This window comes from Microbacterium gorillae (assembly GCF_000826185.2).
Taxonomy (GTDB): domain Bacteria; phylum Actinomycetota; class Actinomycetes; order Actinomycetales; family Microbacteriaceae; genus Microbacterium; species Microbacterium gorillae.
Genome location: NZ_LN648872.1, coordinates 174955 through 194230 on the forward strand (window position 1 = coordinate 174955; position 19276 = coordinate 194230).

The following is a 19276-nucleotide window of genomic DNA, read 5'->3' on the forward strand; positions in this document are numbered from 1 at the left end:
GGCCAGGCTGCCCGTCAGTGGCCGAGGGCGAGCGAGGCCGCGATGGCCAGCATGATGACGGCGATGACGACGTCGAGAATCCGCCATGACCGGGGCGAAGACAGCCAGCGCCCGAGGTGGCGCGCCCCGTAGGCGAGCGCGAAGAACCACAGGAAGCTCCCGCTGATCGCGCCGAGCGCGAAGAGGAGACGGTTCGGCTGCGCCTGCGCGATGGAACCGAGGAGGAACACCGTGTCGAGGTAGACGTGCGGGTTCAGCCAGGTGATCGCCAGGGTCGTGAGGACGGTCGCCGTCAGCGTGGTGCTTCGGACTCGTGTGGTCGTCGTGCGCGCCGCACCGCCGTCGGCTGTGCCCGCGTCTTCGGCGGAGAGCGCGTCGCCGGACGGACGCCACGCGCGGCGCAGGGCCAGGACGGCATAGCTGACGAGGAACGCCACGCCCACCCAGCGCACGACGACCACCAGCATCGGCACCGCCTGCAGCGCCAGGCCCACCCCGGACACGCCGAGGCTGATCAGCAGCGCATCCGACAGCGCGCAGACCAGGACGACCGCCAGGAGGTGCTCGCGCCGGATGCCCTGACGAAGCACGAACGCGTTCTGCGCGCCGATCGCGATGATGAGGGACAGGCCGGTGCCGAGGCCGGTGAGGAAGGGCATGCTCTCACGCTAGGCCGAGGTGAGATGAAGCGCGAGACATGATTTCTTTGGAAGCATTAGTGTGGCTGATATGCGGATTCCGCCCGACCTCGCTGAGACGCTCGCCATCATCGTCGACGAGGGAACCCTCGAGGCCGCAGCCCGCCGCCTTCGCGTCACCCAACCGGCGGTGAGTCAGCGGTTGCGCACACTGGAATCGCTCGTCGGCCGCGTCCTGCTCGTGCGTTCTCGGCCGGTTCGCGCGACGGCTGCGGGGGAGGCGGTCGTCCGTTACGGGAGGCAGATCGCTCATCTCGAGGCGGATGCGCTCACGGAACTGGGTCTCGCCGCGAACGGCCGGGCATCGCTCCCGATCGCCGTCAACTCGGACTCTCTCGCGACGTGGTTCCTGCCCGCGCTGGGCCATCTCGCAGCGGAGTACCCGGTGACCTTCGACCTGCGCCGCGACGATCAGGATTTCACGGTCGGAATGCTGGAGGCCGGGACGGTGCTCGGCGCGGTGACCTCTCGTGCCGATCCGATCGCCGGGTGCCGAGTGACCCCGTTGGGGGCGATGCGGTACACCCCGGTGGCGACGGTCGCGTTCCACGAGCAGTGGTTCCCGGACGGTGCCACCGCTGATGCCCTGAGAGATGCGCCGCTGGTGGATTTCGATTCGCGCGACGACCTGCAGACGAGCTGGCTGGTGGCCCGGGGCGTGGACCCCTCCGCGCCGCCACGTCACCGCGTTCCGGCGTCGAGCGAGTTCGCGCAGGCGGTGCTGATGGGTCTCGGGTGGGGGCAGCTGCTGCCGTTCCAGCTGGAGGCGCCTCTGGCGGCGGGGGAGGTGCGAGCGCTCGACGGTTCACACCTCGACGTGCCGCTGTACTGGCAGCAGTGGAACGTTCGGTCCACGCTGCTGGATGCCGTCGGCGCGGAGATCGTCGCGCAGGCGCACCGCACGCTGGTGGCGGCACCGTCGGCGTGATGGACCTCCGTCCGCGACGGGTTCAGGATGGACCCATGGGAACCGTGGACGACTACCTCGCCGAGCTCGACGATGAGACCGCGCGGATGGCGATCGCGCACGTGTACGCGATCGCGGCGGAGGTGGTGCCCGAGGCCGTGCAGGGAACGAAGTACGCCATGCCGGCCCTGGTGCACCGGGGGAAGGGGCTGATCAGCGTGATGCGCACGCGGAAGCATCTCGGCCTCTACCCGTATTCGGGCAGGATCCTGCCGGTGCTGGCGAAGGACCTGGGGGACTACGACGGCTCACCCGGAACCCTGCGCTTCCAGCCCGACGCGCTGCCACCGGATGACGTGCTGCGCCGCATCGTCGAGATGCGCCGGGAGGAGATCGAGGGATCCTGATCACCCCCATCCGGAGGTGGTCCTCCCCTCCGAGCGGCATAGGCTCGGAGAACGAAAACCCGAGGGAGAGGGATGACGATGACGTCGACCGCCGCCTACCGCGCCGCCCGCGATCTGCTGCTGGAGCTGCGTCTGGACAGGGAGGCCGCGCGCGAGCGGTTCCGCTATCCCGATGTGGGCGATCGCTGGAACTGGGCCATCGACTGGTTCGACGCGATCGCGCGCGGGAACGACAACCCCGCGCTGGTCATCGCCGCCGAGGCGGGCACCATGCAGCGGTACAGCTTCGATGAGCTGGCGCGTCGATCCGACGCGGTCGCGCGCTACCTCGCCGACCGGGGGATCGGGCGGGGCGACGCCGTCCTGCTCATGCTCGACAACCAGATCGAGCTGTGGGACGCGATGCTGGGCGTGATGAAGCTCGGTGCCGTCCTGATGCCGACGGCCACGGCGGCCGGAACCGCCGATCTCGCCGACCGCATCGAGCGCGGAGACGCGAAGGCGGTGCTGTGCAACGCCGTGGACGCAGCGAAGTTCGACGGCATCGCGCCGGGCGTGCTGCGCATCTGCACGAGCGCGGTGGACGGGTGGGAGGATTTCACCTCGGCCGCGACCGCCGACGTGCCGCCGGCGGAGCATCCCGGCACCGGACCGGATGACCGCCTGCTGCTGTACTTCACCTCCGGAACCACGTCGCGTCCCAAGCTCGTCGAGCACACGCAGGCGTCCTACCCGATCGGCCATCTGCCGACGATGTACTGGCTGGGACTGCAGCCCGGCGACGTGCACCTGAACGTGTCCAGCCCGGGCTGGGGCAAGCACGCCTGGTCCAGCTTCTTCGCCCCGTGGATCGCCGAGGCGACGATCATGGTCTACAACACGCACCGCTTCGATGCGCGTGAATTCCTGCGTCAACTGCACGTGCTCGATGTCACCACGCTGTGCGCGCCGCCGACCGTCTGGCGCATGCTCATCCAGGCGGACCTCGGCGCCAAGCCGGAGTCGCTGCGTGAGGTCGTGGGCGCGGGAGAACCGCTGAACGCCGAGGTCATCGAGCGCGTCCGGTCCGCGTGGGGACTGGAGATCCGCGACGGGTACGGCATGACGGAGACGACCGCGCAGTTGGGTAACACTCCGGGCATGCGCGTGCGCCCGGGTTCGATGGGCATGCCGCTGCCGGGCGTCGCATCCGTGCTCGTGGACCCGGAGACCGGGGAGGTCGTCGACGGTGTCGGCGAGGGCGAGATCTGCCTCGACCTCGCCCAGCATCCGCTCGCGGTGATGACCGAGTACGTCGCGGACCCGGAGCGCACCGCCGCGGCCTTCGCGAACGGGTTCTTCCACACGGGCGACATCGCCGCTCGCGACGCGGACGGTTACGTCACCTACGTCGGCCGCACGGACGATGTGTTCAAGGCGTCCGACTACAAGATCTCGCCGTTCGAACTCGAATCGGTGCTGATGCGGTGCTCGGTGGTCGCCGAATCCGCCGTGGTCCCGGCCCCGCACCCGGTCCGGCACGCCGTGCCGAAGGCCTACATCACCCTGGTCGCCGGGACGGAGCCCTCAGCGGAGGTCGCCGAACAGGTCCTCCGGTTCGGTCGCGAGCACCTGGAGCCGTGGCAGCGGCTGCGGCGCGTGGAGTTCGTCGCGGACCTGCCGAAGACCATCTCCGGCAAGATCCGTCGCGCGGAGCTGCGCATCGAAGAGCGCCGCCGCTACGACGCGGATGAACGCGGCGATGACTTCCGGTACGACGACTTCCCGGACCTGCGCGGCTGACGCCGCCGCAGCCGCGGCGCGGTCGTGGAACGGTCTCGAGACGTCGTGACGTCCCGAGTCAGTCGCGGGGTTCGGGGGAGCGGCGTTCGGTGAAGGCGATGAGCATCTCGGTGAACTCGCGGATCTGTTCGTCCGGCCAGCGGGACAGTCCGCCCTCGAGGTCGCTCTTCATGGGCAGGACCGCCTCGTCCAGGCGCCTGCGGCCCGCGTCCGTGGCCGACAACAGCGAGGAGCGGCCATCGGCGGGATCCGGTGCACGGTGAATCAGACCGAGGTCGACCAGCTCGCGCACGGTCCGAGACACCTGAGCCTTATCCAGCACCAGGGCCTCGGTGATCGCGGACGCGGTCACCGGTCCGTGGCGGACGATGACGGAGAACACGCGATAGGTGCCCGGCAGCATTCCGGGGTGGACGCGCTCTGCGGTGTCGCGGAACAGTGCGCGGGTGCGCGCGAACAGGTCGCTGAAGGCCGTCTCCAGGTCGTGGAGGATCGCGGCGCGGTCCTCGTGGGCGCGGGTGTCAGGCACGGAACGATCCTATGATGCGCGTGGCTCGGCGACCGGTTCGTCCACACGCGCGGCGGACTCGGACGCGAGCGTGTGCAGGAGGTCCGCCAGCGAGGAGATGTCGGCGACGGTCCAGGAATCCAGGACGTGCGCGAGCCGGTTGTAGGACGGGTTGCGTGCGATCTCCAGGCGGTCGCGACCGAGCGCCGAGAGCGTGATCAGCGCGGACCGGCCATCGTTCGGGTCCGGGGTGCGCTCGACCAGCCCGTGCTCGTCGAGGTCCCGGATCGTACGGCTCATCTGTCCTTTGTCCACGTGCAGCGCCTCGGCGAGAGCGGACAGCGTCGCACCGTCGCGCAGGGCGATGATCGAGAACACCTTGTACGAGCCGGGCAGCAGTCCGGGGGAGACCCGGTGCGCCATCTCCAGGTAGAGACGGCGCATCTGCGCGAACAGTTCGCTGAAGCCGGTCTCCAGAGCGTGCATCGCGGTGGCACGCTCCGGAGAACCGGCGACATCGGAGAGGAACATCGTCCGATCAGCCCTGACTCGGCGCCGCGCCTCGAATGGGTCCGGTGGTGGGCACCGGACCGGTGATCACCGGGATCGAACCGGTGGCGGCGCTGACCGCCATCGCCTCGTCGGTCGCCAGACGCTCCGTGGTGGTCTGACGAGTCAGCGAGCGGTTCGGCAGGAAGATGATCGCGATCAGGCTGATCACCGCGAGCGGGATGCCGATGAGGAACGAGTGACCGATCGCCTGCGCGTACATGTCCTCGATGATCTGGCGGAAACCGTCCGGCAGCGAGTGCACCACCGGCAGGGACCCGGACGCCATGATCTCCGAGACCGATTTCGCGTCCGCCGGGGCGAGCTTCGCGATCGCTTCGGCGATGCGCTGCTTGTTGTCCGTGAACAGGCCGGTCAGCGAGGACGCCACGACCGCTCCCATCACCGAGACGCCGACGGTTCCACCGAGGCTCCGGAAGAAGGTCACGCCGGAGCTCGCCGCACCCATCTCGGACGGCTTGGCGGTGTTCTGCACGACCAGGACGAGGTTCTGCATGGTCATGCCGACCCCCGCGCCGGTGAGGAACATGAACACCGACAGCAGCACGAAGTTCGTGTCGTAGTGAATCGTCGACAGCAGCGAGATGCCGGCCAGCAGCATGACGGAACCGGCGATCATGTACGGCTTCCACCGCCCGAACCGAGTGATCAGCTGTCCGACGATGATCGAGCTGATCAGCAGGCCGCCGATCATCGGAAGCGTCATCAGACCGGCCTCGGTCGGGGTCGCGCCGCGGGACATCTGCATGTACTGGCTGAGGAAGACGGAGGTGCCGAACATGGCGACGCCGGTCGCGATCGAGGCCACCACGGCGAGCGTGAACGTGCGGTTGCGGAACATCGTCAGCGGGATCAGCGGCTCCTTGACCAGGAGCTCGACGACGACGAAGGCGATCGCGGCGAGCGCGGCACCGCCGGTCATGAACACGGTCGTCCAGCTGGCCCACTCGAAGTCGGTTCCGGCGGAGGTGATCCAGATCAGCAGAAGCGAGACGGCGACCGAGAGCAGCACGATACCGAGGTAGTCGATCCGCGTGCGACCCTTGGCACGCTTGGGCAGGTGCAGGGTCGTCTGCAGCAGGATCAGTGCGGCGACGGCGAACGGCACGGCGACGAAGAAGTTCCAGCGCCAGTTGATGGTGTCCGTGATGAAACCGCCGAGCAACGGTCCACCGACCGTCGCAACGGCCATGACGGCACCGAACAGGCCCATGTAGCGGCCGCGCTCACGCGGGCTGATGATGTCGGCCATGATGACCTGGCTCAGGGCGGCGAGGCCACCGGCGCCGATGCCCTGCACGGTGCGCGAGGCGATCAGCATCGTCGGGTCCTGCGCGAACCCGGCGGTGGCGCTGGAGACCACGAAGATCACGAGCGCGATCTGGATCAGCAGCTTGCGGTTGGTGAGGTCGGCGAGCTTGCCCCAGACCGGGGTCGAGATCGCCGTGGTGAGAAGAGTGGAGGTGACGACCCAGGTGTAGGTGGTCTGGTTGCCCCCGAGGTCACTGACGATGACGGGAAGCGACGTGGAGACCACGGTTCCGGCGATCATCGAGACGAACATGCCGAGGAGGAGGCCGGAGAGGGCCTCGAGCACCTGGCGGTGCGTCATCTGGGCGGGCGGATTTGTGACTGTCATAGCGGCTTTCAGAACGATGCGTATTAGTTGAGAAGCGTCAACTATATGACATTCGTTGACTTTGCGCAACTAATGCCGCTGGGGATCCGCTGAGCGCCCTCGCTCTCACTCGCGTCACTTCCGCGCGCGCCGAAGCGTCGGTAGTGAGAGCGACGTCGCGGACGCTCTCTTGCGCGGCAGGAATCGGGCCGCGGAAGTGTCGCGAGTGGGAGCGATGGGGAAGTCAGTCGCTGAGGGCGAGAGCGCGATACATGTTGCGCTCCGGGCGCCGACGCGTCGGCAGTGGAGCCCGCTCCGGAACGGGATTGCCGGTCGTGCGGTGGTAGAGCTCGTCGATGAGGCCGTTCGCGAGCCGGATGAGCTTGGCGATCTCCACCTCGTCGCGCTCCACCCACACGGAGCGGGGCTCATCATGGACGGGCACGAAGTCGACGTGCTCCTCCCAGCAGAACAGGGTGCGTTCGGCCCCCAGGACGTACTGCTGCCACCAGATCTGGCGGAGGTAGTTGCGGGGGATCGAGCGCCACGACTTGTTCGTCGTCTTGATCTCGGCCAGCGTCACCGTGCCGCCGCCGTCGACCATGATCCCGTCCGGAGTGGCGAGGTGGCGCTGCTCGATCTCGGCGCGGAAGAGCGCGCTGGAGGGCTGGATGCCGTGCGTCGCCGCCACCCAGGCGGCGATCTCCGGCTCCCGCCGCCGGCCGTGGTCGGTGTAGGCGTTGCCCCCGAAGCTCGCTCCGCCGCCGAGCTTCGCGTCCGCGGCGCGCGCGATCGCGTTCTCGCTGGTGAGGGTGGCCACGTCCGTCGCGGTGATGCCACGAGAACGGGCCCGGAGCCAGCCGACGCGATCGCGGGAGTCCGCCACGATGCGCGCTTGGAGTTCCGGGGTCACCCTCCGACCCTACGCTCACCGCTGGACGGGACCGGACCGGACACCCCGCCGTTCGACGAGTCCGGACGGCACGATTTGGGAGATCCCCGCCGTGCCGGTAGAGTTTGGGGTAACCGAAGACCGCTGGTCATCGAAGCGCGTGCGAACGTGCCGAGATCGAAGCACTGCGACAGCAGAGGCCCGCGCAGGTGACACAGAACGTTCCACGCTCCGTGCGCTTGCGCCGGAGCGTTTTTGTTTGTCGTGGATCTGTTGATTCAGGAGTGGTCCGAGGTGGGCATTCCGCACCCGCGGGGTGTCATCACCACCAAAGGAGTGACCATGGCGCAGAAGGATGCATCGGTCGTCGAGCTCACGAAGAACTTCGAGAACTCGAACGCCGTCCTGCTGACCGAGTACCGCGGTCTGACGGTTGCCGAGCTCAAGCAGCTCCGCAACGCGATCCGTCAGGACGCTCAGTACGCCGTGGTGAAGAACACGCTGACCAAGATCGCCGCGAACAACGCGGGGATCACGACGCTGGACGAGGACCTCAAGGGCCCGTCCGCCGTCGCTTTCGTGCACGGCGACTTCGTCGCCACCGCCAAGGCCATCCGTGACTTCGCCAAGGCTCACCCGCACCTCGTCATCAAGAGCGGAATCTTCGAGGGCAACACCCTCGACGCCGCCGCGATCGACAAGTACGCATCGCTCGAGAGCCGTGAGGTTCTGCTGGCGAAGGCCGCGGGCATGATGAAGGCGACGATGGGCAAGGCTGCCGCCACCATCGACGCGCTTCGCGAAAAGCTGGAGACCGCCGAAGCCGCGTGAGCGGTCGGCGAATCTCGTTCCCACAAACCCCATTCATCTAGGAGATACATCATGGCGAAGCTCACCACCGAAGAGCTGCTGAACCAGTTCGCTGACCTGACGCTCGTCGAGCTCAGCGACTTCGTGAAGGCGTTCGAGGAGAAGTTCGACGTCACCGCTGCCGCCCCGGTCGCCGTTGCCGGCGGTGCCGGTGCCGGTGCTGCTGAGGAGGCCGAGGAGAAGGACTCGTTCGACGTCATCCTCGAGGCTGCCGGCGACAAGAAGATCCAGGTCATCAAGGTCGTCCGCGAGCTCACCTCGCTCGGCCTCGGCGAGGCCAAGGGTGTCGTCGACGGTGCTCCGAAGGCCGTCCTTGAGGGCGCCAACAAGGAGACCGCCGAGAAGGCGAAGGAGGCCCTGGAGGGCGCCGGCGCCACGGTGACCCTGAAGTAATTCAGCGTCTCGTACGCACGAAGGGCCCCGGGATTCCCGGGGCCCTTCGTCATTCCCGCGTCGCGGCCGCGAGTAGCGCGCGCTCCTTGCCCGGCGGCAGGCCGTGCGGTGGACGATCGGGACGCTGTGGGGGAGTGCCGGCGCGGCCGAGCCAGTCCCAGGTGGCGGCGATCGTGGCAGCGGCCGGACGGGTGCGCAGCCCCGCGGCCGTGGCGTGCGCCGGATCGTGCTCGAGGAAGCCGGCGAACTCGGCGGTGTCCGGAACCCAGCACGGGAGCTCGATCCACGGCTGGACTCCGGCGGCCTCGAGCGCCGCTTCCGGGATCCAGACCGGTGTCGCGTCCGCGCCCGTGACGGCGATGCAGTCGGCCAGGAACGAGCCCATCGTCACGGATCGTGGCGGTGCGGTGACGTCGTACGGGCCACGCAGGCCGGTCGTCAGCGCGTGCAGCGTGAACTCCGCGAGGTCGCGGACGTCGATGAACTGCAGCGGGCGAGCCGGGTCACCCGGCGCGACGAACCTTCCGCCGGCCGCGATCCGCGTCAACCACCACGGCAGGCGACCGACGTCCTCGCCCGGCCCGAGGATGACGCCCGGGCGCACCAGCAGCGCGTCCGGGAAGGACTGCAGGATGCCGAGCTCGGCGCCCCGCTTGTCGGCCGGGTACTCCGTCGCGTCCGCCTCGGCATCCGCGTCGACGACGGGGGAGTGCTCGTCGGTGTGCTCTCCCCAGACGTACACGGAGGACGTCGAGACGTAGGCGAAGCGTCCAACGGCTTCCGTCAGTGCGGACGCCGAGTCCGCCGCGATGCGCGGGGCGCCGGACCAGGTGTCCACGGCGAGGTCCCAGGATCGTCCCCGGACGGCCGCGCGCATCGCCGCGGGGTCGGTGCGGTCGGCGATCAGGTGCTCCACGCCGGGAGGGGGAGCGGCGCTTTCGCCGCGATTGAGGACGGTGACCTCGGCACCCCGCGCGAGGGCGGCGGTGACCAGTGCGGGACCGGCGAAGTGCCCGCCGCCGAGAATGAGGATCTTCATCCCGGCATCGTCGCAGGGGGCGCGGGGTGGTGACAGCAGGTTCGCCCGGAGCGTAGATCAGGCCGAGGCGGGGGGAGCGGAGGTGGAGTTGCGGATGATGAAGCGCGTCGGAGCCCAGACCCGTTTCGGGGTCGCGGCGGCATCCTCCAGGTGGCGCTGCAGCAGCTCGACCGCGAGCCGGGCCTGCTCACGCGGGGACTGCCGCAACGTGGTGAGGGCGAACATCGCGGCGTTCGCGTGGTCATCGATGCCGACGACGCTGACCTGGGACGGCACCCCGACCCCCATCCGCCGGGCCGCGATGATCGCGCCGATCCCGACCTCATCGGCCACGGCGACGATGCCGGTGGGGCGGCGACGCGCGTCACTGAGCAGATCGACTGCGGCGTCATAACCACCGGGCATGGACACCTCCGACGAGATGCGTCGGATGGCGCTGTCCCAGCCCGCGGACCGCATCGCCTCGGCGTAGCCGTGGAATCGCCGCGCATCGCCGAAGCTCGGCCAGGTTCCGCCGACCTCGCCGCCGAGGAAGACGATGTCGGTGTGCCCCAGTGCCAGCAGGTGCTCGGTCGCGAGCCGTGCGGTGGCCTCGTCATCGATGGAGACGGCGCTGTTGCCGACGTCGTACGAGCCGATGGAGACGAACGGCTTGCCGAGCGCCGCGATCCGCTCCAGCTCCTGCTGGTCCGGTTCGATGCCCACCGTGATCAGGCCGTCGAACCGGCTTCGGCCGAGGTAGGTCTCGAACACCCGCGCGCGCTCCAGGGTTCCCGGATGTCCGGAATAGAGCGCGAGATCGAGGTCGCGCTCCATCAGAGCGTGCTGTACGCCGGCGAGCACCTCCCCGAAGTACCAGTTCGTCGTGTGCGGGACGATGACCCCGACCGTCTGCGTCCGGCCGGTGGCGAGGCTGACGGCGCTCGTGGACGGGACGTAGCCGAGGGCGTCCGCCGCGGCCTGGACGCGCCGCTGCGTGGCAGGGGAGACATACCCACGTCCGCTCAGGGCCCGAGACGCCGTGGACTTGGACACCCCGGCACGACGTGCGACGTCCGCGATCCCGCTCATCAGCCCACCTTTCGAACCTGCTCGTGTGAACTCTAAGGCACGTCCGCGGAAAACCTGGAACCGGTTCCAGGGTTACATGCGGCGCTTTGGGCCGCTCGGAGGCCCGAAAAGCTCATGGGAGCGGTCCCAAAACGTGGTTACCGAGTTGTGACATGGTGATCGTTGTGGGTCGGTCCTGGAACCCGTAGCGTGAGTGGAAGCGGTTCCTGAACAGAACCGGAGCGCGTGGAAGGGCTCCCCGCGCTGTCCAAAGGAGGAACGAATGGGCATGTCCAAGCGCTCTCGTATGCTTGCACCCCTCGCCATCGCAGGAATCCTCGGCCTCGCACTGGCCGGTTGCGCCGAAGGCGGAGAAAGCGGCAGCGGTAGCACCGGCGGAGCAGGATCGTCCGGCAAGACCGTCCGCATCTCCGGTGGTATCACCGGATCCGAGGCCGACGACCTGAACAAGTCGTTCGATCAGTTCACGAAGGACACCGGCATCAAGGTCGAGTACACCGGTGACAAGAGCTTCGAGGGCAACATCGTCACGAAGGTGACCGGTGGCGACGCCCCGGACATCGCGATCGTCCCGCAGCCGGGTCTGCTGAAGACCCTCGTCGACACCGGCAAGGTCAAGGAAGCGCCGAAGGCGGTCGTCGACAACGTCGACAAGAACTGGTCGAAGGACTGGAAGAACTACGGCACCTTCGACGACAAGTTCTACGCGGCTCCGATGCTCGCGAACGTCAAGGGCTACATCTGGTACTCCCCGGCGAAGTTCAAGGAGTGGGGTGTCGAGGTCCCCAAGACGTGGGACGAGATGCTCACCCTCACCGACACGATCAAGCAGAAGATCGGCGGCGCACCCTGGTGCGTCGGCTTCGCCTCCGGCGATGCATCCGGCTGGCCGGGCACCGACTGGATCGAGGACCTCGTCCTTCGCCAGTCCGGTCCGGACGTCTACGACAAGTGGGTCTCGAACGACGTGAAGTTCACGGACCCGGAGATCAAGAAGGCCTTCGACGCCGTCGGCAGCATCATCCTGAACAAGGACTACGTCAACGCCGGCTTCGGTGACGTCAAGAGCATCAACTCGACCGCGTTCGGTGACGTCGCGGCGAAGGTCGCGGACGGCAGCTGCGCGCTGACGCACCAGGCCTCGTTCCTGTCGGCGAACTTCCTCGACGTGAAGAACGCGGCCGGCAAGACGCCGACGGTCGCCCCCGACGGTGACGTCTACGCGTTCCTGATGCCGGGCATGAAGGAGGGCTCGCTCGAGGTCGAGGGTGGCGGCGAGTTCGTCGCCGGCTTCTCCGACGACGAGAACGTCCAGAAGGTGCTCGAGTTCATGAGCTCGGCGGACTTCGCCAACGCCCGTGTCGCGCTCGGTGGTGTGATCTCCGCCAACCGCGGTGCCGACCCGACGAAGGCCTCCAGCCAGTTCCTGCAGGACGCCATGAAGATCATGCAGGACGAGAAGACGGTCTTCCGTTTCGACGCCTCTGACCTGATGCCGTCCACGGTGGGCTCCGGCTCGTTCTGGAAGGGCATGGTCGACTGGGTCGACGGAAAGTCGACGGACGAGGTCCTCAGCGACATCCAGGCGGGCTACGAGAACTAGTCTGAACTCAGATCCGCGACCGGATGCGGGGTCTCTCACCGAGGGGCCCCGCATCCGAGTCTCCGGATCGCGAGTCCGATGACGTGCTCAGAAGGGAAGCCATGTCCCAAACGACCATTGATCCTCCGGTGGCCACTGAACCTCCGGTGACGACGCATGGAACCGACGCGAAGGGGCGCGCGGTCACGCGCGTCGTCGTGATCGTCGGTTTCGTCCTCATCATCGCGCTGATACTCCTGCTGCTGTTCAGCGGCCCGGTCGACGACCCGAAGACGTTCTACATCGGCGTCTCGCTGAACGGGTTGTTCGTCTGGATGGGCGGACTGCACCCGCTGCTGCAGATCCCGATCATCCTGCTCATCTTCGCCGCCGTCGTCGGCATCGTGCTCGTGCTGATCGAGTTCGCGCCCCGCCCCGGCAGAGGCTACTTCGTGATGCGTCTCGTCGCGTGCCTGGCCATCCCGGTGCTCGCCTTCATGCTGCTGCGTCCGTACACGAATGCCGTGCTGTACGTGGTGGCGATCGCGCTGCTCGCCGGCGGGTTGCTGTTCTTCGCGGACTACCGCTCCCGGCAGGGTGCGGGCTACCTGTTCCAGCTGATCCTGTTCATGGCTCCGGCGGCGACGATGCTGCTGCTCGGCCTGATCTACCCGGCGATCTCGACCTTCTTCAAGTCGTTCTTCGACAAGACCGGCAAGGAGTTCGTCTGGTTCGACAACTACTTCTGGGTGTTCACCAACCCGACCGGTACCGCGTCCGTCGTCAACACGCTGATCTGGGCCATTCTGGCTCCGACGATCTCCGTGGCGATCGGACTGGCGTACGCCGTCTTCATCGACCGCGCTCGCGGCGAGAAGGTGCTGAAGGTCCTGGTGTTCATGCCGGTCGCGATCTCGTTCGTCGGCGCCGGCATCATCTGGAAGTTCATGTATGACTACCGCCAGGGCGACCAGCTCGGTCTGTTGAACGCGATCGTGACGCTGTTCGGCGGGGACCCGGTGAACTGGTTGGCGGTCAAGCCGCTGATCAACACGCTGATGCTGCTGATCGTGTTCATCTGGACGCAGACCGGATTCGCCATGGTCATCCTGTCAGCCGCCATCAAGGCGGTGCCCACCGAGCAGCTCGAGGCGGCACAGCTGGACGGCACGAACGCGTGGCAGCGCTTCATCAACGTCACGGTGCCGGGCATCCGCTCGTCGCTGATCGTGGTTCTCACCACCATCACCATCGCCTCGCTGAAGGTGTACGACATCGTCGCGGTGATGACCGGTGGCCGAGATGACACCACGGTGCTCGGCTTCGAGATGGTCAACCAGCAGCAGCGCTTCCAGAGCTACGGTCACTCGTCCGCGCTGGCGGTCGTGCTGTTCGTGTTCGTGCTGCCGCTGATCATCTACAACGCCCAGTCCATGCGCAAGCAGAGGGAGGTCCGCTGATGTCCGCGACGCAGACCATCACCGCCGACACCCGGAGCAAGGGCCAGATCGCTCGCGCGACGCGCCGCAACGAGGCGATCGCCCAGAAGAAGCTGACGTCGAAGGGCGCGACGATCGCGGCCGCGATCATCGCGATCTTCTGGACGATTCCGACGTTCGGTCTGTTCGTGACCTCGTTCCGCCCCGGCGCGGACACGCAGGACACCGGCTGGTGGACCGTCTTCACGGACCCGAAGTTCACGCTCGACAACTACGTTCAAGCGCTGACCGCCGGGGGAACCTCCACCACGCTGGCCTCGGCGTTCGTGAACTCGCTGGCGATCACCATCCCGGCCACGGTGTTCCCGATCGTCATCGCCGCGCTGGCCGCGTACGCGTTCGCATGGATCGACTTCAAGGGTCGCAGCATGCTGTTCGTGTTCGTCTTCGCGCTGCAGATCGTGCCGTTGCAGATGGCCCTGGTGCCCCTGCTGAGCCTGTTCTCGGACGGACTCACGATCGGTGACGTGCAGGTGTTCCCGGGCTTCGGGCTGAACGACGTCGACTACAGCTTCGCTCGCGTCTGGATCGCGCACGCGATCTTCGCACTGCCGCTGGCGACGTTCATGCTCCACAACTTCATCTCGGAGATTCCGGGGGAGATCGTGGAGGCCGCTCGCGTGGACGGTGCCGGTCACGGCCAGGTGTTCTTCCGGATCATCCTGCCGCTGGCGATGCCGGCGATCGCCTCGTTCGGCATCTTCCAGTTCCTCTGGGTCTGGAACGATCTGCTGGTGGCGACGATCTTCGCCTCGCCCGGTGCCCTGCCGATCACACAGGCGTTGAACTCGCTGTCCGGAACCTGGGGCAACCGGTGGTTCCTGCAATCGGCGGGTACGTTCATCTCGATCATCGTCCCGTTGATCGTGTTCTTCGCGCTGCAGCGCTTCTTCGTCCGCGGCCTGATGGCTGGCGCGACCAAGGGCTGACGCTCGATACGGCGGCGCCGTTCGGGGAGACCCGAACGGCGCCGTCGTCGTGTCGCTGCGCGCTGCTCCGGTAGCATGGGTGGCCTGCCTCGATGACGAATCGAGGCGTTTCTCTTTTCCCGCCCCCTGTGAAAGCTCTCGTGACCGACCGCGCCCCCGAAACCTCCTCCGGACCCCGACCCGTGACCGGTGCGATCCGCGCCGTGACCAGCGCCATCCGTCTGCCCGGTACCCCGACCGGGGCGATCCGCACGCTGGGCCCGAATCCTGCGACGGCGCCGATCATGCTGCATCCCGGCGACGCGATCTCCGCACGGCGACGCGTGGCGTACGTCGTGCTGCTGGGGGCGTTGACCGCGCTCGGTCCGTTCACGGTGGACCTGTACCTGCCGGCGTTCCTCGCGCTGCGGCAGGAGTTCGGTGCCACGGAGGCTGCGATCCAGCTGACGCTGACCGGCACGATGATCGGCTTCGGGCTCGGCCAGCTGATCGTCGGTCCGCTCAGTGACAAGGTCGGGCGCCGGGTCCCGCTGCTGGTGGCGACCGGGCTGCACATCCTGGCCAGTGCCGCGGCGGCGTTCGCGCCGACCCTGCTGCTACTCGGGTTCTCGCGCGTGCTGATGGGGATGGGGGCCGCAGCCGGCAGCGTCGTGGCGATGGCGATCGTGCGGGACCTGTTCGGCGGCAAGCGCCTCGTCGTGATGCTCTCCCGGCTCGCGCTGGTCAGCGGTGTCGCACCCGTCGCCGCGCCGTTGATCGGGTCGGCGCTGCTGTCGGTCATGCCGTGGCGGGGGATCTTCGTGGTCCTCGCGCTCTACGGCGTCGTGATGCTCGTGAGCTCGCTGTTCGGTTTGCCCGAGACGCTGCCGAAGGAGCGGCGCGGGGGCGCGGGAACGGGGACCGTGTGGCAGCGGTATCGGTCCGTGCTGACCGACCGGGTCTTCCTCGGCGTGCTGGTGATCGGGGGAATGACCTTCAGCGGGCTGTTCTCGTACCTGTCCGCGTCCAGCTTCCTGTTCCAGGAGACGTACGGGTTCACGCCGTTGCAGTACGGCGTGGTGTTCGCGGCGAACTCGGTGGGCATCGTGCTGGGCAGTCAGGTCGCGTCGCGATTGGCCGCGCGGTTCGGACCGCAGTGGGTGCTGGCGTTCTCCACGGCGGCGATCCTGTTGGCGTCGCTCGCGATCGTGGCCACGGATGCCCTCGAACTCGGGGTGTGGGGGACGATCGTGCCCCTGTTCTTCTTCATGACCGCGTGCGGGTTCACCTTCCCGTGCGTTCAGGTGCTCGCCCTGGACCGGCACGGCAACGCCGCGGGGACGGCCGCCTCGGTCCTGGGCATGAGCAACAACACCGTCGCCGCGGTGATCTCGCCCGTGGTCGGTCTGATCTCACGCGGGGCCGGGATCACGCCGACGACGATGGCGGTCGTGATGGTCGGGTGCTCCGTGGTCGGCATCGTCGCGCTGTGGACGATCGTGCGTCCGCGTCAGGTCGGCATGCTCAACCCATGACCGGTGGCGGTGGAAGGATGGGGGGGATGACTGAGCGCTTCATTCGCGGGTATCGTCCGGGCGATCGGGACGCGTTGACCGAGATCTGCCTGCGCACCGCTGACGACGGTGGGGACGCGTCCGCGCTGTACCGGTACCCGTCACTGCCCGGCGACATCTGGGCGGTCCCGTACGCCGATCGCGATCCGGCGCTCGCCTTCGTCGTGGACGACGGCACCGGCACGGCCGTCGGCTACACCGTGGGGACCGATGACACGATCGCCTTCGCCGACTGGTTCCGTTCATCCTGGTGGCCGAGCGTGCGTGGGCGGTACGACGGCGGTGGAGCGCGGCCGAAGGATGCGGAGGCGCTCGCCTACGCGGACGGTTTCGGCGCCTCGCCGTCGCCCTACGCCGCGACGTATCCCGCGCACCTGCACATCGACCTGCTGCCGGAGGCGCAGGGCGGCGGTTTCGGTCGTCGGCTCATCGCCACGCTGTCGGACGAACTCCGGCGTCGCGGTGTGCCGGGAGTGCACCTGGAGGCCTCGGCGGCGAACACCGACGCGGTGGCCTTCTACGACCACATCGGCTTCACCCGCCTCCCGTCCGGCCCGGACGGCGCGGCGTTCGGCATGTCGCTGGTGGACTGACCGACCGGATGACCGCCTGGCGCGGCCTCTGATCATCCGATGACCGCGGTCATCGCCTGTGGGTCGCCGCCTGGCACAACCGACCCCGACTCCTATCATTGAGACGTGTCGCAGCAGTCATCGTCGCCCGCGTCGCGGAACGCCGCGAGCACCGATGTCGTCGCCCGCGTGAACCGGACGAAGCTCATCGAGCTGCTGCGCGAGGCCGGCCCGCTGACCCGGCAGCAGATCGCAGAACGGACGGCGCTCAGCGCGACCACGGTGATCCGTCTCACCACGACGCTCACCGCCGCACGGACCATTGAGGTCGCGGGTTCGGCGACATCGGGGGGAGGGCGCCCCGCGCAGCTCTACCGGTATGTCGGTGAATCGCGTTGTTCCGCGGTGGTCCAGGTCCATGCGGATCGCGTTGCCGGCGCGCTCGTGAACATGGGCGGCGAGGTGATCTTCCGCCGTTCGTCGCGGTACCGGTCCGAAACCGGTGCGGGCGCGAGCCCGGCTGCGGACCAGTGGACGGTGATCCGATCGCTCGTACGGTCTCTCATCCACGAGGCGGAGAACATGAGTGTTCCCGCCGTCGCCATCGGCGTCGCCGTCCCGGGCCCGGTGAACACGGCGGGCGTGACGCTGCCGATGACCCAGATCGGCTGGGCCGGGATGGATCTCGGAGAGCTGCTCCGTGCGGAGTTCGCCCTCCCCGCCGCCGTTGAGAACGACGCCAACGCGCTCGCCGTGGGGGAGCATTCGCGGGGGTGCGGTGCCGATGACATGGTGGCGATGATCGTGCAGGAGGGCGTCGGCGCAGGAATCGTCACCAACGGCCGACTGCACCGAGGATCCCGCTTCGAAGCGGGCGAAGTCGGATACCTGCTGGTCGGCCAGGGCGCGCTCAGTGGACCAGCCGGACGGCGCGGTGAGCTGGAGAGCCAGCTCAGCCCCGAGTACCTCGCCCACCAGCTCGACCGGCACGACGCGCGACCCCGGGCGGACGAGACCGCGTCGGTGCCGTACGTCCTCGGGCGGGCGAGTGCCGGTGAGGCCGCTGCCATGGCGGTCGCCGAGGACGTTCTGGACCTGCTCGCCGTCGCGACGGCGGCGCTCGTGAGTGTGCTGGATCCCGAGGTCGTCGTGCTCGGGGAGGGATTCGCGCCACTGGACTTCACGATTCCGGAACTCGAGGCTCGCCTGCGGGACCGGGTGATGGCGCCGCCCCGGATCGTCCCGGCGACGTTCGGCGATGACGGGGTGTTCGTCGGAATGGCCGAGCTGGCCGCATCGAATGAGAACCGGTTCGCCTACCTGGCGTACTGACACGGCGGCGGCGGGCTGCGCGCTCGATCCTCGCGGCGTTCTTTCACTTTCCCATTGACGTTCGGCGCGCTCGCTCGTACGCTTCATGACTAATCACCACTCTGACAACAAAGTCACGGGAGACATCGATGTTGATGGGAATCGACGTCGGCGGAACGAAAACGCACGTTCGCGTCGAGTTCGCCGGCGAGCAGCTGTTGGACGCCGTGCTGCCCACCGTCCAGTGGCGGATCGGCGGTCTCATCGGTGACGACCAGAACGCCGCCCGTCTTCTCGCCTGGGCGCAGGAGCACGTCGACGACGACATCAGTGATGCGGCTCTCGTCATCGGCGCCCACGGGCTCGACAGCGCGCGTCAGATCGAGGACTTCCGCCTCCAGCTGGTGGGTGCGCATCGCGGACCCGTTCGCGCGGTCAACGACGCGGAGCTGCTGGTGCCGGCGGCCGGACTCGACTCCGGAATCGCCGTCGTCGCCGGTACCGGTTCGAAGGTGATCGGACGCACCGTCGAGGGCGAGACCGTGGCCGTCGGCGGATGGGGGTACCTCGTCGGCGATCCCGGGAGCGCACCCGCGCTCACGTTCGCGGCCGTTCGCGCCGCGACGCTCGCTCACGACGCCGGTGCGGCGGACGACGTCGTGACGGACGAACTCATGCGTCATTTCGGTGCGGCGGATCTCGTCGCACTCGCCGACCGGTACAACGACTCTCCGAACATCCACGCGTGGGGGGAGGCGGCCGGGATCGTCTTCGATGCGGCCGAGGCGGGGAGCCCGATCGCGGATGCGGTGATCGCGGACGCCGCGGCCCAGCTGGCCCGGGACGTGCGAATCGCGGTCGGCCGCGGTGCCACGGGATCGCACATCGTCTGCGCCGGGGGCGTCATCGTGAACCAGCCGCGACTGCTCGACGCGCTCACGGAAGCGCTGTCGGCGCTCGGGCTGTCGTTCTCGACGCTCGTGCTGGACGCGCCACCCGTGGGCGGTGCCGTTCGCATGGCCCGACAGCTGCTCGCGTCGGTCGCGTGAGGAGCCCTGCCCGAATGAGTCACAGC

At 68.1% G+C, this 19276-nt stretch carries 19 protein-coding genes; 12 read left to right on the forward strand and 7 right to left on the reverse strand.

Annotated elements, in window-relative coordinates; genetic code table 11:
• Positions 1–14 precede the first annotated feature (14 nt).
• Positions 15–659 carry a LysE/ArgO family amino acid transporter gene (locus BN1193_RS02765; protein WP_040163875.1) on the reverse strand — a complete coding sequence of 215 codons (645 nt, stop codon included), beginning with the start codon at positions 657–659 and terminating at the stop codon, positions 15–17.
• A gap of 70 nt (positions 660–729) precedes the next feature.
• Between BN1193_RS02765 and BN1193_RS02770 the strand changes: the two genes are divergently transcribed.
• The 3 genes from BN1193_RS02770 to BN1193_RS02780 all read left to right on the forward strand — a co-directional run bounded on the left by BN1193_RS02770 (position 730) and on the right by BN1193_RS02780 (position 3794).
• Positions 730–1626, forward strand: a complete 897-nt coding sequence (locus tag BN1193_RS02770) for a LysR family transcriptional regulator ArgP (protein ID WP_040163876.1) — start codon at positions 730–732, stop codon at positions 1624–1626.
• 35 nt (positions 1627–1661) lie between these two features.
• On the forward strand, positions 1662–2012 hold the full coding sequence (locus tag BN1193_RS02775; RefSeq protein ID WP_040163877.1) for an iron chaperone: 351 nt from the start codon (positions 1662–1664) through the stop codon (positions 2010–2012).
• 78 nt (positions 2013–2090) lie between these two features.
• Positions 2091–3794: an AMP-binding protein gene (locus tag BN1193_RS02780; RefSeq protein ID WP_040163991.1), complete on the forward strand. Its 1704-nt coding sequence runs from the start codon at positions 2091–2093 to the stop codon at positions 3792–3794.
• A gap of 58 nt (positions 3795–3852) precedes the next feature.
• Here BN1193_RS02780 and BN1193_RS02785 read toward each other — a convergent pair whose 3' ends face one another.
• The 4 genes from BN1193_RS02785 to BN1193_RS02800 form a co-directional block, all read right to left on the reverse strand.
• The gene (locus BN1193_RS02785) at positions 3853–4323 is read right to left on the reverse strand and encodes a MarR family winged helix-turn-helix transcriptional regulator (RefSeq protein ID WP_040163878.1); all 471 of its coding nucleotides are present in this window, start codon (positions 4321–4323) and stop codon (positions 3853–3855) included.
• Between the two features lie 9 nt (positions 4324–4332).
• Positions 4333–4833 carry a MarR family winged helix-turn-helix transcriptional regulator gene (locus BN1193_RS02790; RefSeq protein WP_052460363.1) on the reverse strand — a complete coding sequence of 167 codons (501 nt, stop codon included), beginning with the start codon at positions 4831–4833 and terminating at the stop codon, positions 4333–4335.
• Between the two features lie 7 nt (positions 4834–4840).
• A complete protein-coding gene (locus BN1193_RS02795; RefSeq protein WP_052460364.1) occupies positions 4841–6511 on the reverse strand; it encodes an MDR family MFS transporter in 1671 nt (556 codons plus the stop codon).
• 223 nt (positions 6512–6734) lie between these two features.
• Complete coding sequence (locus BN1193_RS02800) at positions 6735–7403, reverse strand: YqaJ viral recombinase family protein (protein ID WP_040163880.1); 669 nt, start codon at positions 7401–7403, stop codon at positions 6735–6737.
• A 321-nt stretch (positions 7404–7724) separates the two neighbouring features.
• Between BN1193_RS02800 and rplJ the strand changes: the two genes are divergently transcribed.
• Both rplJ and rplL read left to right on the forward strand, forming a co-directional pair.
• Complete coding sequence (rplJ, locus tag BN1193_RS02805) at positions 7725–8213, forward strand: 50S ribosomal protein L10 (protein WP_040163997.1); 489 nt, start codon at positions 7725–7727, stop codon at positions 8211–8213.
• 51 nt (positions 8214–8264) lie between these two features.
• A complete protein-coding gene (gene rplL / locus BN1193_RS02810) occupies positions 8265–8645 on the forward strand; it encodes a 50S ribosomal protein L7/L12 (protein WP_040163881.1) in 381 nt (126 codons plus the stop codon).
• Between the two features lie 49 nt (positions 8646–8694).
• Here the strand turns inward: rplL and BN1193_RS02815 are convergent, their stop codons facing one another.
• Positions 8695–9684: an NAD-dependent epimerase/dehydratase family protein gene (locus tag BN1193_RS02815; RefSeq protein WP_040163884.1), complete on the reverse strand. Its 990-nt coding sequence runs from the start codon at positions 9682–9684 to the stop codon at positions 8695–8697.
• Between the two features lie 57 nt (positions 9685–9741).
• A complete protein-coding gene (locus tag BN1193_RS02820) occupies positions 9742–10755 on the reverse strand; it encodes a LacI family DNA-binding transcriptional regulator (protein WP_040163885.1) in 1014 nt (337 codons plus the stop codon).
• A gap of 262 nt (positions 10756–11017) precedes the next feature.
• Between BN1193_RS02820 and BN1193_RS02825 the strand changes: the two genes are divergently transcribed.
• The 7 genes from BN1193_RS02825 (at position 11018) to BN1193_RS02855 (ending at position 19250) form a co-directional block, all read left to right on the forward strand.
• Positions 11018–12358, forward strand: coding sequence for an ABC transporter substrate-binding protein (locus BN1193_RS02825; RefSeq protein WP_040163887.1), 1341 nt, complete (start codon positions 11018–11020; stop codon positions 12356–12358).
• 101 nt (positions 12359–12459) lie between these two features.
• The gene (locus tag BN1193_RS02830) at positions 12460–13797 is read left to right on the forward strand and encodes a carbohydrate ABC transporter permease (protein ID WP_040163889.1); all 1338 of its coding nucleotides are present in this window, start codon (positions 12460–12462) and stop codon (positions 13795–13797) included.
• A complete protein-coding gene (locus BN1193_RS02835) occupies positions 13797–14765 on the forward strand; it encodes a carbohydrate ABC transporter permease (protein ID WP_040163890.1) in 969 nt (322 codons plus the stop codon). The genes BN1193_RS02830 and BN1193_RS02835 overlap by 1 nt, the downstream gene beginning before the upstream one ends.
• A gap of 284 nt (positions 14766–15049) precedes the next feature.
• Positions 15050–16279 carry a multidrug effflux MFS transporter gene (locus BN1193_RS02840; RefSeq protein ID WP_040163999.1) on the forward strand — a complete coding sequence of 410 codons (1230 nt, stop codon included), beginning with the start codon at positions 15050–15052 and terminating at the stop codon, positions 16277–16279.
• Between the two features lie 26 nt (positions 16280–16305).
• Positions 16306–16911, forward strand: a complete 606-nt coding sequence (locus tag BN1193_RS02845; protein ID WP_040163891.1) for a GNAT family N-acetyltransferase — start codon at positions 16306–16308, stop codon at positions 16909–16911.
• 105 nt (positions 16912–17016) lie between these two features.
• Entirely contained in the window at positions 17017–18222 is a 1206-nt protein-coding gene (locus tag BN1193_RS02850; RefSeq protein WP_040163892.1) for an ROK family transcriptional regulator, read from the forward strand.
• Between the two features lie 128 nt (positions 18223–18350).
• Complete coding sequence (locus tag BN1193_RS02855; RefSeq protein ID WP_040163893.1) at positions 18351–19250, forward strand: BadF/BadG/BcrA/BcrD ATPase family protein; 900 nt, start codon at positions 18351–18353, stop codon at positions 19248–19250.
• Positions 19251–19276 lie beyond the last annotated feature (26 nt).

What these genes read in the sequence shown, in the direction of transcription:
- BN1193_RS02765 (WP_040163875.1), bottom strand. Translation starts at nt 659, where the DNA reads ATGCCCTTCCTCACCGGCCTCGGCACCGGCCTGTCCCTCATCATCGCG.
- BN1193_RS02770 (WP_040163876.1), top strand. Translation starts at nt 730, where the DNA reads ATGCGGATTCCGCCCGACCTCGCTGAGACGCTCGCCATCATCGTCGAC.
- BN1193_RS02775 (WP_040163877.1), top strand. Translation starts at nt 1,662, where the DNA reads ATGGGAACCGTGGACGACTACCTCGCCGAGCTCGACGATGAGACCGCG.
- BN1193_RS02780 (WP_040163991.1), top strand. Translation starts at nt 2,091, where the DNA reads ATGACGTCGACCGCCGCCTACCGCGCCGCCCGCGATCTGCTGCTGGAG.
- BN1193_RS02790 (WP_052460363.1), bottom strand. Translation starts at nt 4,833, where the DNA reads ATGTTCCTCTCCGATGTCGCCGGTTCTCCGGAGCGTGCCACCGCGATG.
- BN1193_RS02795 (WP_052460364.1), bottom strand. Translation starts at nt 6,511, where the DNA reads ATGACAGTCACAAATCCGCCCGCCCAGATGACGCACCGCCAGGTGCTC.
- rplJ (WP_040163997.1), top strand. Translation starts at nt 7,725, where the DNA reads ATGGCGCAGAAGGATGCATCGGTCGTCGAGCTCACGAAGAACTTCGAG.
- rplL (WP_040163881.1), top strand. Translation starts at nt 8,265, where the DNA reads ATGGCGAAGCTCACCACCGAAGAGCTGCTGAACCAGTTCGCTGACCTG.
- BN1193_RS02815 (WP_040163884.1), bottom strand. Translation starts at nt 9,684, where the DNA reads ATGAAGATCCTCATTCTCGGCGGCGGGCACTTCGCCGGTCCCGCACTG.
- BN1193_RS02820 (WP_040163885.1), bottom strand. Translation starts at nt 10,755, where the DNA reads ATGAGCGGGATCGCGGACGTCGCACGTCGTGCCGGGGTGTCCAAGTCC.
- BN1193_RS02825 (WP_040163887.1), top strand. Translation starts at nt 11,018, where the DNA reads ATGGGCATGTCCAAGCGCTCTCGTATGCTTGCACCCCTCGCCATCGCA.
- BN1193_RS02830 (WP_040163889.1), top strand. Translation starts at nt 12,460, where the DNA reads ATGTCCCAAACGACCATTGATCCTCCGGTGGCCACTGAACCTCCGGTG.
- BN1193_RS02835 (WP_040163890.1), top strand. Translation starts at nt 13,797, where the DNA reads ATGTCCGCGACGCAGACCATCACCGCCGACACCCGGAGCAAGGGCCAG.
- BN1193_RS02840 (WP_040163999.1), top strand. Translation starts at nt 15,050, where the DNA reads ATGCTGCATCCCGGCGACGCGATCTCCGCACGGCGACGCGTGGCGTAC.
- BN1193_RS02845 (WP_040163891.1), top strand. Translation starts at nt 16,306, where the DNA reads ATGACTGAGCGCTTCATTCGCGGGTATCGTCCGGGCGATCGGGACGCG.
- BN1193_RS02855 (WP_040163893.1), top strand. Translation starts at nt 18,351, where the DNA reads ATGTTGATGGGAATCGACGTCGGCGGAACGAAAACGCACGTTCGCGTC.